Raw genomic sequence first — 17,083 nt, 5'->3', positions numbered from 1 at the left:
AGTGGAGGGTTGAGTTGAGGACTAAAGACAACAGCAGGTCCTTCGACTCACCACCCCGAGCTGAAAAACGCTCGGGGCCCCGTTCGCTCGGGATGACACTTGTTTATTGTGCGATTCAAACGAAGGTTTCGCGCCAGAAGTGGCCGGCGCCGGCGAGTGGGGCCTGATCGCCGAGGGCGGCGGTGACGACGGCGAAATTGAGGCCGGAGATTTCGCGCTCTGTGATGGGAAGAAAGAGATTTGCGGAGCGGGCGATGCCGCCGCCGATCATGACGCGATCGGGATGGAAGGGCGCGATGACGTCGCGGAGGACGCGGCCGAGGTCTGTGCCGAAGCCTTCAAAGACGATACGGGCGTCGGGGTCGGTTGCGGCAGAGGCGGCGAGTTCGGCGACTTCCCTTTCCTGCCCAGTGCGAGCGGCGTAGGCGGCTTTGATGGCGCGGGTGGAGATGAGGTCTTCGACGGTTCCGCCCTGGTAGGGGTAGTCCCATATCTCGCCGCCAGGCGGGACGCCGGGACCGCTGGTGACGTGGTGGCCATCGACGACAAAGGCGCAGCCGACGCCGGTGCCGAGGGTGAGGCCGGCGGAGCGGGTGGTGCCTTTGAGGCTGCCTGCGCCTACTTCGCCGAGGACGTATGCAGCTGCATCATTGAGAAAGAGGATGTGGGCGGGTTGGAAGTTGAAGCGGGTGGCGAGGGCGGCGCGAAGGTCCTTTTTATATAGATAGCGGAGCTTGTGCTCCATGAGGCTGTGGCCGGCTTCGTGATCGAAGGGGCCCGGGACGGCGAGCGACGCGCCGGCGAGTGGCGTGCCGGCGGCGGCCTGGGTGCCGAGCGAGTGAAGGAGGTCGGCGAAGGCGTCAAAGCTGGTGACTTCTGCGGTGGATCCGGAGGCGGTGTGGATGAGCGCGAGATCGGAGAGGCGGCAGAGGCCGGCACTGATGTGGCTGCCGCCTACGTCAAAGGTGATGAGGTGTTGGGAGTCGGGTGCGGTCAAGATGTCTCCTGCATACAGCAACGAACCTTTGTAGCATATGGATGCATGAAGCTGCTGACGCTTGATTCGCAGCGCGATTCCAATAGAATGAATACTCCTTTGGAGGAGTTTCTGAATGGAGACAGACCTGGCGCTGAGTGAGCAATTGCCGCCGCTGACAGTTCATGAGGCCACGGTGGAAGCCGACCGATGCCTGTACTGCTATGACGCGCCGTGTACGCATGCGTGTCCGACGCATATTGATATTCCGAAATTTATCAAGAAGATTGCGACGCGGAATTTAAGGGGTTCGGCGCAGACGATTTATGCAGCGAATTTACTGGGTGCGACTTGCGCGCGCGTTTGCCCGGTGCAGGAGCTGTGCGAGGGCGCGTGCGTGCTGGGCTCGGAACATAAGCCGATTGCGATTGGACGGCTGCAACGTTACGCGATGGATTCTGCGAAGGCGAGCGGTGTGACGCCGAGGGCGAGGGGCGTTGCGGCAGGTATTGCGCGGAAGATTGCTGTGGTGGGTGCGGGGCCTGCTGGGCTTTCGTGTGCTGGAGAATTGGCGCTGCGTGGGCATGATGTGACGGTGTTTGAGAAGCGCGAGTTGCCGGGTGGGCTTTCGACGTACGGAATTATTGCACTGCGCGAGCCGGTGGATGTGGCGATTGATGAGGCTCGGATGATTGAGGGCCTGGGCGTGAAGATCAGGACCGGAGTGGAGTTTGGCAGGGATGTGACGCTGGAGCGGGCGCGCGGGGAGTTTGACACGATTGTGTTGAGCGTGGGGCTGGGTGCTACGCCGGCGCTGGGCATTGAAGGTGAAGAAGCGATTGTGGATGGCTTGGCGTATATCGAGATGAGTAAAACGGATGCGGCGAGTTTGCGCGTGGGACGCAATGTGGTGGTGATTGGCGCGGGGAATACGGCGATTGATTGCGCGACGATTGCAAAGAGGCTGCGTGCGGATCGCGTGACGATGGTGTATCGACGCACCGTGAGCGAGATGACTTGCTATGAGCATGAGTATCTGTTTGCGCTGAGTGAAGGGATTGAATTTCGGTTCTTGGCGCAGCCGGTTGGTGTGGTGATGAAGGATGGTGAGGTTGCGGGGCTGGAGTGTTTGCGCGTGGAGTTGGGTAAGCCGGATGCGACGGGAAGGCCTGCGCCTGTTGTGGTTGCGGAGTCGGAGTTTGTGATTGAGGCGGATCAGATTGTGAAGGCTGTGGGGCAGGTGAAACCCAATCAGGAAAAGACTGGGCTGGCTGCGGCGATGGGGTTGAAGACCGAGAAGGGATACATTGCGGTGAGCGCGGATTTTGAGACGAGCGTTGCGGGTGTGTATGCGATTGGGGATTGTGTTCGCGCGCGTGGTGCGGCTTCCACGGTGATGGCTGTGCAGGATGGCAAGGTGGCTGCGCGGGCGATTGAGGCGAAGCTCAGTGCGGTTGCTGCGGAGGTGAAGTAGAGATGGCGGATCTCAAGATTGACTTTGCGGGAATCAAATCTCCGAATCCGTTCTGGCTGGCGTCGGCTCCGCCGGCCAACTCGGGAGCGCAGATTCATCGCGCGTTTGAGGCAGGCTGGGGCGGCGCGGTGTGGAAGACGATTGGCGCGCCGGTGCTGAATGTTTCGAACCGCTATGGCGCGTGGCGGCAGGGCCGGCGGATGATGGCGATCAATAATGTGGAGTTGATTTCAGACAGGCCGATCGAGGTGAATCTGCGGGAGATTGCCGAGGTGAAGCGCGCGTGGCCGGATCGCGCAGTGATTGTGTCGGCGATGGTGGAGTCGAAGCCGGAGGCGTGGCACGAGATTGTGCGGCGGATTGAGGACACGGGCGCGGATGGGATTGAGCTGAACTACGGCTGCCCGCATGGGATGAGCGAGCGCGGGATGGGTTCTGCGGTGGGGCAGGTGCCGGAGTACTGCGAGCAGATTACACGCTGGGTGATGGAGACGGCGAAGATTCCGGTGATTGTGAAGCTGACGCCGAATATCACGAATATTGTGATGCCGGCGCGGGCGGCTGTTGCGGCGAAAGCGAATGCGCTGTCACTGATCAATACGCTGAATTCGATTGTGGGCGTGGACCTGGAGACGCTGGAGCTGACGCCGAATATTGGTGGCAAAGGCGGCCATGGCGGCTATGCGGGACAGGCAGTGAAGCCGATTGCGCTGAACATGCTGGCGGCGCTGGGGACGGATGAGGTTGTGAGCCACGCAGGGCTGCCGATCAGCGGGATGGGGGGGATTTCAACGTGGGAGGATGCGGCGCAGTTTCTGCTGCTGGGCGCGAGCAGCCTGCAGGTGTGCACGGCAGTGATGCATTACGGCTATCGAATTATTGAAGACCTGTGCGACGGGCTTTCAAACTGGATGGATGAGAAGGGATTCGCCAGCGTTGCGGATGTGGTGGGACGGAGTTTGCATCGGGTTTCGGAGTTTAAGAATTTCGATTTGTCGTTTCGCGCGGTGGCGCGGATTGACGAGGCGAAGTGCATCCAGTGCAACCTTTGTTATGTGGCATGCAACGATACGGCACATCAGTGCATTGATCTGATTGCGGCGAATGGGAGTGTGGTGCAGCCGTATGCGTACGATGTGCGTGCGAATGGCAAGGAAGATGCAATTGAGACGCGTCCGCAGCCGAAGGTTCGGGAAGAAGATTGCGTGGGATGCAGGCTCTGCTATAACGTTTGCCCGGTGGAAGAGTGTATCGAGATGGTGGAGTTGCCGTCTGGCCGAGAGACTGTGACGTGGCAGGAGTTGACTGAGAAACGAACTAAAGTGACAGAAGACTGGGATGCGATGAAGGAATATCGCGAGCGGGTGGGGATTCACATACATTAGGGACACGGGACGAGGGACGATAAGGGCGGATTCGATGAGTTTGCTAATACAGGGCGGCGAAATTGTTACAGCGGATGGTCGGAAGCGCGCCGGCATTCTGGTGGAAGGCGAGCGGATTGCCGCGATTGGAACGGGTTTGACCGCGCCGGCGAATGCCGAAGTGATTGATGCGAGGGGCAAGCTGGTGTTTCCGGGATTTATCGATCCGCATGTACACATACACCTGCCGTTTATGGCGACATTTGCGAAGGATACCCATGCAACGGCCAGCCGCGCGGCGCTTGTTGGTGGGACGACGACGTATATCGAGATGGTTTGCCCTTCGCGGGGCGAAGATGCGCTGGCGGGATATACCGCCTGGAAGCAGAAGGCTGAAGGGAACAGTGCGTGTGACTATGCATTTCACATGGCGGTGACGCGGTGGGATGAGAAAACCGAGGCACAACTGCGCGAGATTGTGCGGGATGGGACAGCGAGCTTCAAGATTTTTCTCTCCTACAAGGATTTCTTCGGCGTAACGGATGAGGAGATGTTTCATACGCTAAAGCTGGCGGCAGAACTGGGCGTGATTACAACAGCGCATTGTGAAAATGCCGAGTTGGTGGGCCAGTTGCAGCAAGAACTGCTAGCTGAGGGCAAGAGTGGGCCGGAATGGCATGAGCCTTCGCGGCCGGAGTTTGTGGAGGCTGAAGGGACGACGCGCTTTGCAACTTTCCTGGAGGCAACGGGAGCGGCGGGGTATGTGGTGCATCTTTCATGCCGACCTGCGCTGGAGGCTGCGCTTGCAGCTAAAGCGCGCGGAGTGCGATTGTGGGTGGAGTCCGTGCTGCCGCACTTTTTGCTGGACAAGACGTATGCGGAGCGTGAAGGCGTGGAAGGCATGAAGTATGTGATGTCTCCGCCGCTGAGAAATAAGCGGAATCAACCTGCGCTGTGGCATTCGCTTGAGGCCGGGTCCATTGATACAGTGGGCACGGATCATTGTCCGTTTGATGCGGAGCAGAAGCTGCTTGGCGCGAAGGCGTTTACGCAGATACCGAATGGGATTCCGGGGATTGAAGACCGCGTGAACCTGATGTGGACATACGGGGTGAAACGCGGGAGGCTGAGCGAGCAGCGTTTTGTGGATGCATTGAGCACGCAACCGGCGAAGCTGTTCGGACTTTATCCGCGCAAGGGTGCGATTGAGGTGGGCGCGGATGCAGATATTGTTGTTTACGACCCGGAGTATCGCGGAAAGATCTCGGCTGCAACGCAGCTGACGAACAACGACTACAACGGGTTTGAAGGATTGGAGATTGAAGGGCGGCCAGCGGTGGTAACGGTGCGCGGCAAGGTGCAGGTGAGGGATGGGAAGTTTGTGGGCGAGCAGGGACGAGGGCAATTCTTGAGGCGCGAACCGCAATATTTCAGGAGTGATGCAAATGGCAGTTAATGCAGAGCTGGCGATTGAACTGTTGAAAGACTTGCGTGCGCTGACTGCGGATGAGCAGGGAGCACAGCGCGTGGCGTGGACGCCGATGTGGTTGAAGGCGCGCGAGTGGTTTCAAATATGGCTGGATAAATTACCTGTCAAACATCATGTGGATGCGGCGGGGAATAGCTGGACGACTTTGAAGGGCGAGTCAGAGGAGACACTGATTCTGGGGAGCCATCTTGATTCTGTTCCCAATGGCGGATGGCTGGATGGTGCGCTGGGTGTGCTGGGTGCTTATGTTGTGTTGAAGCGGATTTCAGATGAGTTTGACGGCAGGCCGCCGGTGACGGTGCGGCTGGTGGATTGGGCGGATGAGGAAGGCGCGCGATTTGGGCGGAGTTTGTTTGGCTCGTCTGCATTTGCGGGGACGCAGACGATTGAAGCGGACCGCAATCGCACGGATGCGAATGAAGTGCGGCTGGAAGATGCGCTTGCACAATGCGACGTGAAGATGGATGCGATTGGTGAGGCACAGCGCGAGCGTGAAAATGCGGCGGCTTACTTGGAGCTTCATATTGAGCAAGGGCCAGTGCTGGAGAAGCTGGGATTACCGCTGGGTGTGGTGCTGGGCACGAAGGGCGTGGAGCGGCATGCGATTACATTTCATGGGCAAGAGGCGCATTCGGGCTCAACGCCGATGACGGCGCGGCGCGATGCGCTGGCTGCGGCTGCCAAGCTTGCGCTTGAGATTCGGCCGATTGCGATGCGGCATGCCGATGCGGTGTGCACGATGGGCAGTGTGAAGACTTTTCCGGGGATTGTGACGGCGGTCGTGGGGCGATGCGAGACTACGCTGGACCAGCGTGACCTGGATGCCGGTGTGCTGGCGAGCATGTACGCCGAGGCGCAGGCGAAGAGCCGGCAGTTTGCTACTGAAGAAGGCTGTACTGTGGAATGGTCGCGGATATGGAATATTGTGCCGGAGCTGTTTCATCCGGAGTTGATTGCGCTGGCTGAGGATGCGGTTCGCGAGACTGCGGGCAACGCCTATAAGCTGCCGAGTGGGCCGCTGCATGATGCGGCGGAGGTTTCAAGAGCGGGGATTCCGACTGTGATGTTGTTTGTGCAATCGCTGAACGGGATCAGTCACAACAAGATTGAAGATACGCGTGAGGAACATCTGAAGTTGGCGGTTGAGGCGCTGGATAAGTTGGCGTCGAAGACGATGGATTGGATTCAGACTCGCGCAGAAGGCAGGTGAGGTTATGGGAACAACGACAGCGGTAGTAGCCACAGTGAACCACTGGATTGGCGGCAAGCATGTTGCGACGGAATCCGGACGCGTTGGTGCAGTGCACAATCCTGCGACGGGCGAGGTGATTGCCGAGGTCGGCTTTGCGACAGCGGAGGAAGTGGACCGCGCGGTTGCGACGGCGAAAGCTGCATTTGCGGAATGGCGCGCGACGCCGCTGTCACGGCGGGCGGAAGTGATGTTTCGCTTTCGCGAGTTGATTGCGAAGAACCGCGAAAAGATTGCCGAGATTCTGACGCGCGAGAACGGCAAGACGACTGCGGATGCGCTGGGCGAAGTGGCGCGCGGGTTGGAGAATGTCGAGTTTGCGTGCGGGATTCCGAACCTGCTGAAAGGTGGTTACACGGAGCAGGCAAGCAAAGGCGTGGATGTGTACCAGATTCGGCAGCCGCTGGGAGTAGTGGCTGGAATTACGCCATTTAATTTTCCAGCGATGGTGCCGCTGTGGATGATTTCGAATGCGATTGCGTGCGGTAATGCGTTTGTGCTGAAGCCATCCGAGAAAGTTCCGGGAGCGAGTGTGCTGATTGCGGAACTGGCTAAAGAGGCTGGCGTTCCGGATGGCGTACTGAATCTTGTGCAGGGCGATAAGGTGGCGGTGGACAGGCTGCTGGAACATCCAGATGTGAAGGCCGTGAGCTTTGTGGGCTCGACGCCGGTGGCGAAGCAGATTTACGAGACTGCGACGCGGAATGGCAAGCGCGTACAGGCGCTGGGCGGCGCGAAGAACCACATGGTGGTACTGCCGGATGCGGAACTGGCGATGGCTGCGGATGCGGCTGTGTCTGCGGCGTATGGAGCGGCTGGCGAACGGTGCATGGCGATCTCTGTCGTGGTTGCCGTGGGCGATGTTGCTGATCCGCTGGTTGCAGCAATACGCGAGCGGATTGCGCGCATCAAGGTTGGGCCGGGAAGCGAGCCGGGGATTGAGATGGGACCGCTGATTACGCGGGAGCATCGTGATCGAGTTGCGTCTTATCTGGATAAGGCTGCGAGCGATGGCGCGACTGTTGTGGTGGATGGGCGGACGGATGGAGCGACTTCGAGGGACGGATTCTTTCTTGCGCCGTCACTTGTGGATCATGTGAAGCCTGGGACGGCTTGCTATGACCATGAAATCTTTGGGCCGGTGCTGAGCGTGGTGCGCGTGGATACGTATGTCGAGGCACTGAAGCTGGTGAATGAGAATCCGTATGGAAATGGGACTGCGATCTTTACGCAGAATGGTGGAGCGGCGCGGCAGTTCCAGTTTGACGCCGAAGTGGGCATGGTGGGAGTGAATGTGCCGATTCCTGTGCCGGTGGCTTATTACAGCTTTGGCGGATGGAAGTCGTCACTGTTTGGAGATCTGCACATGTATGGGCCGGAAGGCGTGCTGTTTTACACGCGGGGCAAGGTGGTGACGAGCCGCTGGCCTGATCCGGGTGCTAGCAAGGTGGATCTGGGATTTCCGCGAACCAGGGACTTGGAACTAGAAAATAGAGACTGACGGGCTGCGCTTAGCGCAGCCTGTTTTGTTTGGGCTGATAAAGGAATTGCGTCAGATGGCTTCTGCTGGGGCGGCGAGCTTCATGAGCAGAATGTAGATGCTGCCTGCGAGGAAGAAACCGACGAACCATGCGTAGTCGTAGAGCGGGTGCAGGCTGGGGACTAATAGCCCGATGAGGGCGACGAGGACTCCGAGAACAAGAGCGATGATGGCGCGGGGGTTGAAGCCCTTGGTGTAGTGATATGCGCCTTCTCTGTGATAGAGCGAGTGGATGTCGAGTTGTGTGCGGCGGATGAAGAAGTAATCGGCGATCATGATGCCGGCGACGGGGCCGAGAAGGCCGGAGTAGCCGATGAGCCAACCGAAGATGTAGGCGTCAGGTGAGGCGAGGAGCTTCCACGGACACATCGCGAGGCCGAGGACGCCGGTGATGAGACCGCCGGTGCGGAAGCTGATGAGGCGTGGGTAGAGGTTGGAGAAGTCGTTTGAGGGCGAGACGACGTTTGCGCCGATGTTGACGTTGAGCGTGGCGACGAGAATGGCGATGAGCGCGATGAAGGCCACGACAGGCTGATGGAATGCGCCGATGAGCTCAATCGGGTTCCAGATGGGATGGCCGAAGAGTACTGTTGAGGCCGAGGTGACGGCGATGCTGACGAAGGTGTAGAGGGCCATGGCGACGGGCAGTCCGAATGCCTGACCCCAGGCTTGCGCGTTCTGGGAATTCGAGTAGCGAGTGAAGTCAGGGATGTTGAGCGCGAGCGTGGCCCAGTAGCCGACCATTGCGGTGAGCGATGGGAAGAAGACAGCGAGAAATGCGTGCGTGGAATGAAACTGGCTTGGCGTGGAGAGCATGGAGCCGAAGCTGCCGGCTTTGATGCGGACCCAGATGAGCAGTGCGGCGGCCATGACGAACATGAAGGGCGCACCGAAGGCCTGAAGGTGGCGGATGGATTCAACGCCGCGCCAGACGATAACCATGTTGAGCAGCCAGAAGCTGATGAAGCAGGCCCAGCGGATGCCATCGTTGGTCGCTGCTGCGGGCCAGATGACGGCGATCATCGAATGAATAGCAGTGCCGCCGATCCAGGATTGAATGCCGAACCATCCGCAGGCAACGAGGGCGCGGAGGATGGCAGGAATGTTTGCACCGCGAACGCCGAAGGGTGCGCGAATGAAGACGGGAAATGGAATGCCGTATTTTGCGCCGGCATGGGCGTTGAGAAGCATGGGAACGAGAACGATGAGATTGCCGAGGAGCACGGTGCCGACGGCCTGCTTCCAGTCCATGCCTTTGGCGATGAGCGATGAGGCAAGCTGATAGGTAGTGATCTCCATGGACATGGAGAACCAGAGGGCAATGTAGTTGTATGTGCTCCAGGTGCGGGCTTCAGGCTCGGTGGGGCGGAGGTCCGGGTTCGACAACGTGGGGTCGATTGAGCTCACTCGTTCTCCTATTTCTTAGCAGTATGCACTGAGATGGCGATTTGCCAAAGGAGAAATCTGGCTCGAACGGACGGTCGTTCATTTCTTCGCACGGCGAATGACCTGCGATGCTTCGTGCATCTGAGGCATGCTGCGGGCCACAAGATAGGCGCGGAATGCTCCGGGGTTGCCATCGGGAACGGGACCGGCTGGATACACGATGGAAAATTTGCGGGTAAGCTTGAGACCGGGGACTCGTGCTACTTTCAGGGCTCCCAGGGCAAGATGGTTGCGTGCTGCCCATTGGGAAACGAAGGTCACGCCGAGGCCTGCTTCGACTGCATTGAGAAGGCTCTCTGTGGAATCGAATTCCATGCGGATGTTAAGTTTCTTACTGCTGATGCCGACAGCTGAAAATGCTTTTTCGACGACGCGGCGCGAGCCCGACCCGAATTCACGCATGAGCAGCGGAGCTTTGATCAGCGCGGGGAGATCGACATTTTGCTCGGCCCACTCATGACTTGCAGGAACGACCAGGACAATGTGATCGTCCATGAACGGCTCGACGTGCACGTCTTTGCGCAGCGCGGGGCCTTCAATGAGAGCTATCTCGATGAGATGTGCGGCGAGGGCCTGGAGTATCTCGTCGGTGTTTCCGCTGATGGTAGAGATAGAGACGCGCGGGTTTTCTCGCAGAAAGCCTGCGATGAAAGTGGGAAGAAGATATTGCCCAATGGTCTGCGATGCGCCGATAGTAAGTTGACCGGCCAGTTTGCCGGATACGCGGGCTACTGCTGCATAGGCTTCCTCGGAGATTTCTTTGAGGCGGTTGGCGAAGGGCAGCAATGCTTTTCCGCTGGGCGTGAGAGTTATTTTTCCGCCGGAGCGATCAAAGAGTGGAACGCCGTACTCCTCTTCAAGCGCTTTGATTTGCTGCGTGACGGCGGGCTGGGTCAACAGGAGCTCTTCCGCGGCGCGGCTGAAGTTGAGATGTGATGCCACCACGCGAAAGACTTTCAAACGGAAGTTTTCCATGAGTTCTCCTGAAACCTGTTGAGTGCGGCGGCGCGGCCGGCAAGAACGATTAGAAATCCAAATAGCTCATCATAACTTCTGCTTGGACCAGGAGCGTATCAACGGACCATGCTAATTGTGTGGCGAAAAACCTCCTTTTCCTTGGGATTATCTTCGCGGCCAGTGGGGTTATTGGGCCGCCTGTTGCGCTTGGGCTGGGCCTGGCCTTCGGGCTGGCATTTCCGCATCCGTTTCCTCAGGATACCCGGCAGTTATCGAAGCTGCTGTTGCAGCTTTCCGTGGTGGCGCTTGGCTTTGGCATGGATCTGCGCCAGGTTCTGGAGGCCGGGCGCGCGGGCTTTATGTATACGGCACTCAGCATCGGCTTCGTTCTGCTTGCGGGTAGCGGACTGGGACGTTTGCTGGCAGTTAAGAAGCGTGTTTCATTCCTGATTTCTACCGGCACAGCAATCTGCGGAGGGAGCGCGATTGCGGCGGTGTCGCCGATACTCGGCGCGAGTGAGGAGGAGATTGCTGTTTCACTGGGGACTGTGTTTGTGTTGAATTCAGTTGCCCTGCTGGTGTTTCCTCCGATTGGCTCTGCGTTGCATCTTACGCAAACCCAGTTCGGTCTATGGTGTGCGCTCGCCATTCATGACACGAGTTCCGTGGTTGGCGCGGCTGCGCGGTACGGCACAGTCGCACTCAGCGTTGCCACTACTGTCAAACTGGTGCGAGCGCTGTGGATTGTGCCTGTGTCGATCGGCGTGTCTCTTCATCAGAGAGGCAACGCGCAGAGAAGTAAAACGCAGATTCAGTGGCCGTGGTTTATTGCGCTGTTCCTGGTGGCGGCTGGATTCAATACTTTCCTTCCCGGTTTTCGTCTGCAATATGCCATGCTTCAGCACCTTGGCATTACGGGGCTTTGTGTCACGCTGTTTTTGATTGGCACAAGCCTGTCCAGAGGCACACTGAAGGCGGTCGGATTTCGGCCGATGCTGCAGGGAGTCATCCTCTGGCTGGCAGTTAGTGTCGGGTCACTCTGGATGATTGAACGAGGCTGGATTCGGTGAGGCTTATTGGAGCGTCATTATTGAGGCATGCCTGCAGTCGACGCTGCTGGCTGCGGGCGATTCAAAACCATTTCCACCATGTCGCCGAGTTGGCCGGCGGAGAACTGATTTCCCTCCAGGTTCGCCGCGAGCTTTCCATCGCGGTCAATTACTACGGTGTGAAAGCTGTGCGTAAGAAACCCTTCGCCGCTCCAAAAATTCATGCCGAACAACTCGGCCACGTTCTGCACGTCCTTGATGGTTCCAGTGAGAAAGTGCCATGTGGCGGGATCGGCTTTCCATGTTCCCGCATATCGCTCGAGAGCTTTGCCGCGGTCCTGATCGGGATCGATCACGATGGTGATGAGGATCAAATTTCTTCCAGCCTGGGCATGAAAACGTCGCTCCAGTTGGGACAGATTATTTGATAGACGGAAGCAATAGCTGGGGTTCGGGCAACGGGAATAGGTAAAGGTGAGAGCCACCACCTTCCCTTTGAACTGCGCAAGATGAGTTATTTGCTGCGTCTGATCGGTAAGAGCGAAGTCCGGCACCGGATTGCCGACAGCTACGGCTTTTGCCGCCGCGGCTGGATCGAGTGTTTTGTGCAGGAGGGTCAGACGGCCAGCTTCCATGGGCTCGGATTCAAAATTTGTAACGTGCACCACCTGCAGATGCTCTGCATAGGCCTCTTTTTTCGTCGCCACCATGTTGAAGCGGACGGTTGCTCCGGGAGCGAAGGTTTTGAGATCTTCCGAACCATGCACGGTAAATGGCATGGTCATCGCTTCCATGTAGCCTGGAATTGCATCGCATGAGACCACGATTCGATGCTCTGCGGGATTTACTTCAAGGAGAATGCCCTGCGCAGAATGCTGCGCGAATGCCCATAAGTGAGCACTCGCGAGAATCAATACGCCGGATAGAAGCTTGTTACGCATCACACTTCAAATCTCCTCGAAATTCGGCAAAGCATTCCCAAAAAACTTATCACGAAACGCGGTTACTCATTTAGAGCTTTGTGACGTTGAGGCAGCAACGGGCGCGCTTTCACGCAGGTGGAAAGGCTGACGCTTAAGGGGCGTGTAACTGGGAGCGAACTCTTTGATTTCGATAAATTGATTCTTTGCGACATTCGTAAAGTGCTGCCGCGTGTTGGATGCAGGCCACCAGATGTCGAGCGTCACGGTGCTTGCATTGGGGCCGAGACCAATATGCTGCTCCATTGGATTGGCACCGAATGAACTCGACTGCCCTACCGTTCTATACATTGATCGCGGCGGCTGGTTTGCATCCTGAACGGTAACGTGGATTTGCGCGCCCAGAGCTTCACGGTTGCTCTTTACGCCGACCAGGCGCACATTCAACCAATCGTTGGTGGTGCCGGGATTCTCGAAGACGCGCATTGCATGTTTGTCGGCGGGTATCGCGCCGCCAATTTGAGCAACTATATCTTCGACGCCGCGCCGGCTCAAATCCGCAAAGGCGATCCCGTGGCCTTTGTGCAGTTCGCCTGTGCCTGAAGATTGCGTGATATCGTCGAAGGATTTCCCTTCATTGTTTCTCAACAGCACATGGGGAAGAAGAGCAGTCTGGGAGGGATTTCCCGAGCCAAGATATATGTCCAGGTAGCCATCGTTGTCGATGTCGCCAAAGTTTGATCCCATCGCCATGAATACCTTGTCGAGACCGACCTGCGCAGTTACATCTTCAAATGTTCCATCATGCTTGTTGCGGTAAAGCTTCAGGGTCTCCTGATTATGCGAGCCGCCGACGTATGTCTTGAGCGTTTCGTCCATCGAGGTCATGAACGTATTGACAAATAGGTCGGGCCATCCGTCATTGTCGTAATCGAAGAACCATGCGGCAAAACTGTACGCAGGCGCTTGGACTCCTGCCTGCCTGCCGACCTCAGTAAAGGTGAGGTTGCCATTGTTGTGATAGAGAAAATTGACGCCGTTCTGATTCGTTACGTAGAAGTCAGGAAGCCCGTCGCCGTCATAGTCAGCGGAAACGGCTCCCTTACTGAAGGCCGTCTGATCAATGTGCGCGGCGTGGCCAATCTCCTCAAATGTTCCGTCGCCTTTGTTGTGAAAGAGCTGAGCCGGCGAATTTTCATTGGCGATAAAGAGGTCGAGATATCCGTCGTTGTCTATGTCTGCCCATGCTGCTGCCTGAGTGGCAGTTACCGATGCCATGAGCCCGCTGGCCTCCGTCACGTCCGTGAATGTGCCGTCACAGTTGTTGCGAAGCAAGGATTTGCGCTGGGGAAACTCCCAACCGCCGCGCAGCATGAGGATGTCCATGCAGCCGTCATTGTTGTAGTCGGCCTGAATGATGTTCAGCGCGCCGAGCTGATTTTCGAGGCCCGCCTGTGCTGTTCTATCACTGAATGTGCCGTCACCGTTGTTGTGAAAGAAGTGAATTGGATCGCACACATTCTGACTGGACACTACGACATCGAGGAGGCCATCATTATCAAAGTCATCGACGATCAGACCTCCGGCGTCGCGCAGCACATTTAAACCTACTGCTGCCGCTACGTCTTTGAAGCGGCCGATGTTCTGCCTGGACTTAAAGTCCGCCGCGGGAATCCGGTATGCAACAGGCACGCCATCTGGATATTCGCCGAGCGTCATATAGGCGAGATTCATCAGCCAAAGGACTTCGAGATCACCTGGACGCAACTCCAGATACTTCTGAAAGTATTCAATTGCGAGTTTCGATTCGTCCTTTTTTTCATAGCTTGCCTTGGGGTCGAGGGGGGGAAAGATATCCAGATCGCGAGAGCCGCGATAGACATTGTTTTCCATCTCTGACATATGTAGATAAGAGGCGCCGAGAGCTTCTTCAATATCAGGAAGAAATCCAGGTTCTACTGTCTTTGCCAAATCATACGCGGCCTTCCATTCCCTTACCGCCTTTTCCATCTCGCCGCTGTAGTCATAGAGCTCCCCGAGCAGGCTGTGCCCCTGAATCTGCTCAATGGGTGAGAGACGGGCTCCGGTGGCGCTGTTCGGAGCCATGGCCTCCTGCATGGCGTCTTTCGCGTTCGCCAACGAATTTTTTCGAATTTCGCAGACCTGCTGGAGATTGCGATCCCAGCCATCCGGCTTTGGGTATTGCGCAAGTACCGCGTTGGCTTCACTGAGGCCCGCCACCATAGTTCCGTAGCGAATGGCTCCGCTTGCCAGCAGGGACGAGATCCGCTTGGGATTCAGATCGCTGGTGGGCGGCGCGGCAGGCAACACCTTGAGAATGGCATAGCCGGAAGGCAGATGGACTATATCCGTAAGTTCGCCGGCTTTGTGGCCGTGCAGTGCGTCGCGCACTTCGATGCGGAGCTGGGTGGGGTCCAGATTTCCCATGTAGCCGCCATCGGAGGCTGTGGCGTCGATTGACTTTTCTTTAGCCAATACTGAGAAATCGGCACCACTATTCAGCTGCTTGAGAATGGTGCGGGCTTCATCCTGAGTGGGCGTGACGATGATGCCAACATCGATCTTCCGGCCCGCATCGCTGGTCTGCGCGTGCGTGAGGATCACACTTACTGCTGCGATTACCAACAAGGTTAGAAACCTTAGCAACGTATATCTGTAAATCCAGCCCATATGCGCCTGGTTACGGGAGAAAAGCGTATGAAATTGCTTTGGCATCAGCTCGGAGTTTATTTGATTGGACGGATTGATGTCTCCAGCTTTTGATTGAGCTCGAAGCTAAAAACTATCGATTTTACTCTTCCTCTTCCTCCTGCAGGCCAAGCCTATCGATAATGTGGCCTGGTTCTTCAAAACGGTCGTCCGTGTCTGAAGCCAGCCAGTGTGATCCCTTTTACCGGCTCTGCATCCGGATTCTCGCCAAGCAATTCGTTCATCAGTAAAAAAGCTGAGCACTGTATTTGCATCTCAGAGAACAGCGCATTTCACGTCTTGCAACTAGCTAAGTGGTCTCAAGTACAAGCACGGATGCGATTGGATCTGGCGCCTGCTCGGGTAACGATATATCAATTCCGTGAGCATTCTTCGTGATTCTGAGCTGCTTCTTCGATTTGTCCGCAAGCAGATATACTCCAGCCACCGTACGAGGGGTTGAATCAAGGTGGAAGACGGAACCTGGCCATTCCAATAAATGGATGTATACCTTCTTCTCCGCCGTCGTGGAGCGCCATTTCCAGCTTGGAATAAACTTCGGCTTTCCGTCTTCGCCTTTTTGTGTCGCAGAGAGACTTCCTGCTTCCGCGCCAAAGAGTGTCGCTTTTGTTCCGTAGACAGCCTCGCCATTGACATTCAGCCATTGGCCTATTTTCCGCAAACGTTCCACCTCGGGCGAAGGAACTTCACCTGTCGCCATTGGTCCGATATTCAACAGATAATTTCCGCCTTTGCTGGCAATATCGATCAGATTCCGCAGCAAATCCTCTGTACTCTTGAAGTTTGTATCACCTTGTTTATATCCCCACGTATCGTTGATCGTCATGCAGGATTCCCAATCGCGTCCGGGAAAGCCCTGTGCAGGGACATATTGCTCAGGTGTCTCGGTGTCTCCTTGATAGCCGCCACCTAGCCGGTTATTCCAGATCAGCCTTGGATGTTCATTGAGGACCTTTACAATTTCTCCCGCCAACTCCGGCGTCATGTCTTTGGTGGGTGTATCAAACCAAACGATGGCTGGAAAATCTCCATAATCTGAAAGCAATTCGCGCAGTTGAGGAATAGCCTTGCTTCGCAGATACTTTGAGAAACTCCCATCCTGAGCCGAGTCCCAGTGATAAGCCGGCGGCTGATGATCGCCTGTTTTGTAGGCGGCTCCTCCCGGAGCGGTCCAGTCCTGATCCTGCGAATAATAAAAGCCTAGCTTGATGCCCTGTCTCCGACACTCCGCAGCGAGCTCTTTCAGCGGATCGCGTTTGAATGGCGCTGCCTGGATGATATTGAATGGGTCCGCCTTGGAATCAAACATTGCAAAGCCATCATGATGTTTGGCCGTAATCACGATGTACTTCATTCCAGCTGCCTTTGCCAGTCCAACAATCCCAGCAGCATCAAATTTGGTCGGATTGAACTGCGCCGCTAGTGATTTGTACGGAGCGACCGGAATCGAAGCATTATTCATAATCCATTCGCCTATGCCAGGAATATCCTTTCCATCCCAACGTCCTGCGGGGATTGCATAAAGCCCCCAATGGATAAACATACCGAACCGCGCCTCGCGGAACCATCGCATCCGGGAGTCTTTCTGCTGCGGTGTCTCCGTGTCCTGAATCGCATGTACCTGGTGGGTGTTCGCCGTTTCGATCTTATCTCCCTGTAACTGCGCAAAAGCACGCGTTGAATCGGCAATAGCCACGCTGGATGCGGCGCCGGCACAAACCTTTACGAATTCCCGTCTGGACCACGTCATAATTTTCACCTTGCGGATAGACCGCACTTCTATTGTGTCAAGCAACCTTAAATCATTCCCGGCCAAACTTATGAGTTCAGGGTCATCGCTAAGTTTGAAAGAACTGTCTCCGAGGCAATTCGCCTCCGCTGCTCACTTC

The 17,083-nt window shown here is 56.7% G+C and carries 12 protein-coding genes; 6 read left to right on the top strand and 6 right to left on the bottom strand.

The genetic code is table 11. The annotated features are described in order from the left end of the window. Positions 1–115: 115 nt before the first annotated feature. Positions 116–997 (bottom strand): ROK family protein, encoded by an 882-nt coding sequence (locus tag VO84_RS18035; protein ID WP_058189122.1) that lies wholly within the window; start codon positions 995–997, stop codon positions 116–118. 115 nt (positions 998–1,112) lie between these two features. On the opposite strand from VO84_RS18035, the gene VO84_RS18030 reads away from it, so the two are divergent. Genes VO84_RS18030 through VO84_RS18010 form a run of 5 tightly spaced genes read left to right on the top strand, consistent with a single transcriptional unit; the run spans position 1,113 to position 8,053 of the window. Then, a complete protein-coding gene (locus tag VO84_RS18030; RefSeq protein WP_058189121.1) occupies positions 1,113–2,450 on the top strand; it encodes an NAD(P)-dependent oxidoreductase in 1,338 nt (445 codons plus the stop codon). Between the two features lie 2 nt (positions 2,451–2,452). After that, the gene (gene preA / locus VO84_RS18025; protein WP_058189120.1) at positions 2,453–3,835 is read left to right on the top strand and encodes an NAD-dependent dihydropyrimidine dehydrogenase subunit PreA; all 1,383 of its coding nucleotides are present in this window, start codon (positions 2,453–2,455) and stop codon (positions 3,833–3,835) included. Between the two features lie 34 nt (positions 3,836–3,869). Next, positions 3,870–5,270, top strand: coding sequence for a dihydropyrimidinase (gene hydA, locus VO84_RS18020; RefSeq protein WP_058189119.1), 1,401 nt, complete (start codon positions 3,870–3,872; stop codon positions 5,268–5,270). Beyond that, entirely contained in the window at positions 5,260–6,513 is a 1,254-nt protein-coding gene (locus VO84_RS18015; RefSeq protein WP_058189118.1) for a hydantoinase/carbamoylase family amidase, read from the top strand. Before hydA ends, VO84_RS18015 begins: the two co-directional genes overlap by 11 nt. A gap of 4 nt (positions 6,514–6,517) precedes the next feature. Then, positions 6,518–8,053: a CoA-acylating methylmalonate-semialdehyde dehydrogenase gene (locus VO84_RS18010; protein WP_058189117.1), complete on the top strand. Its 1,536-nt coding sequence runs from the start codon at positions 6,518–6,520 to the stop codon at positions 8,051–8,053. Between the two features lie 51 nt (positions 8,054–8,104). Here VO84_RS18010 and VO84_RS18005 read toward each other — a convergent pair whose 3' ends face one another. Continuing rightward, positions 8,105–9,499: an NCS1 family nucleobase:cation symporter-1 gene (locus VO84_RS18005; protein ID WP_231738055.1), complete on the bottom strand. Its 1,395-nt coding sequence runs from the start codon at positions 9,497–9,499 to the stop codon at positions 8,105–8,107. 78 nt (positions 9,500–9,577) lie between these two features. Next, the gene (locus VO84_RS18000) at positions 9,578–10,513 is read right to left on the bottom strand and encodes a LysR family transcriptional regulator (protein ID WP_058189115.1); all 936 of its coding nucleotides are present in this window, start codon (positions 10,511–10,513) and stop codon (positions 9,578–9,580) included. 119 nt (positions 10,514–10,632) lie between these two features. On the opposite strand from VO84_RS18000, the gene VO84_RS17995 reads away from it, so the two are divergent. After that, positions 10,633–11,565: a YeiH family protein gene (locus tag VO84_RS17995; RefSeq protein ID WP_058189114.1), complete on the top strand. Its 933-nt coding sequence runs from the start codon at positions 10,633–10,635 to the stop codon at positions 11,563–11,565. 17 nt (positions 11,566–11,582) lie between these two features. Here the strand turns inward: VO84_RS17995 and VO84_RS17990 are convergent, their stop codons facing one another. From VO84_RS17990 to VO84_RS17980, 3 genes are all read right to left on the bottom strand, one after another. Next, complete coding sequence (locus tag VO84_RS17990; RefSeq protein ID WP_058189113.1) at positions 11,583–12,485, bottom strand: SCO family protein; 903 nt, start codon at positions 12,483–12,485, stop codon at positions 11,583–11,585. Between the two features lie 66 nt (positions 12,486–12,551). After that, the gene (locus VO84_RS17985; RefSeq protein WP_058189112.1) at positions 12,552–15,200 is read right to left on the bottom strand and encodes an FG-GAP-like repeat-containing protein; all 2,649 of its coding nucleotides are present in this window, start codon (positions 15,198–15,200) and stop codon (positions 12,552–12,554) included. A 283-nt stretch (positions 15,201–15,483) separates the two neighbouring features. Next, positions 15,484–16,944, bottom strand: coding sequence for an alpha-L-fucosidase (locus tag VO84_RS17980; protein WP_058189111.1), 1,461 nt, complete (start codon positions 16,942–16,944; stop codon positions 15,484–15,486). Positions 16,945–17,083 lie beyond the last annotated feature (139 nt).

Source organism: Occallatibacter gabretensis (assembly GCF_001449115.1).
Taxonomy (GTDB): domain Bacteria; phylum Acidobacteriota; class Terriglobia; order Terriglobales; family Acidobacteriaceae; genus Telmatobacter; species Telmatobacter gabretensis.
The sequence above is the reverse complement of the archived record's forward strand: the minus strand, read 5'-3'. Positions and strand labels throughout refer to the sequence as shown.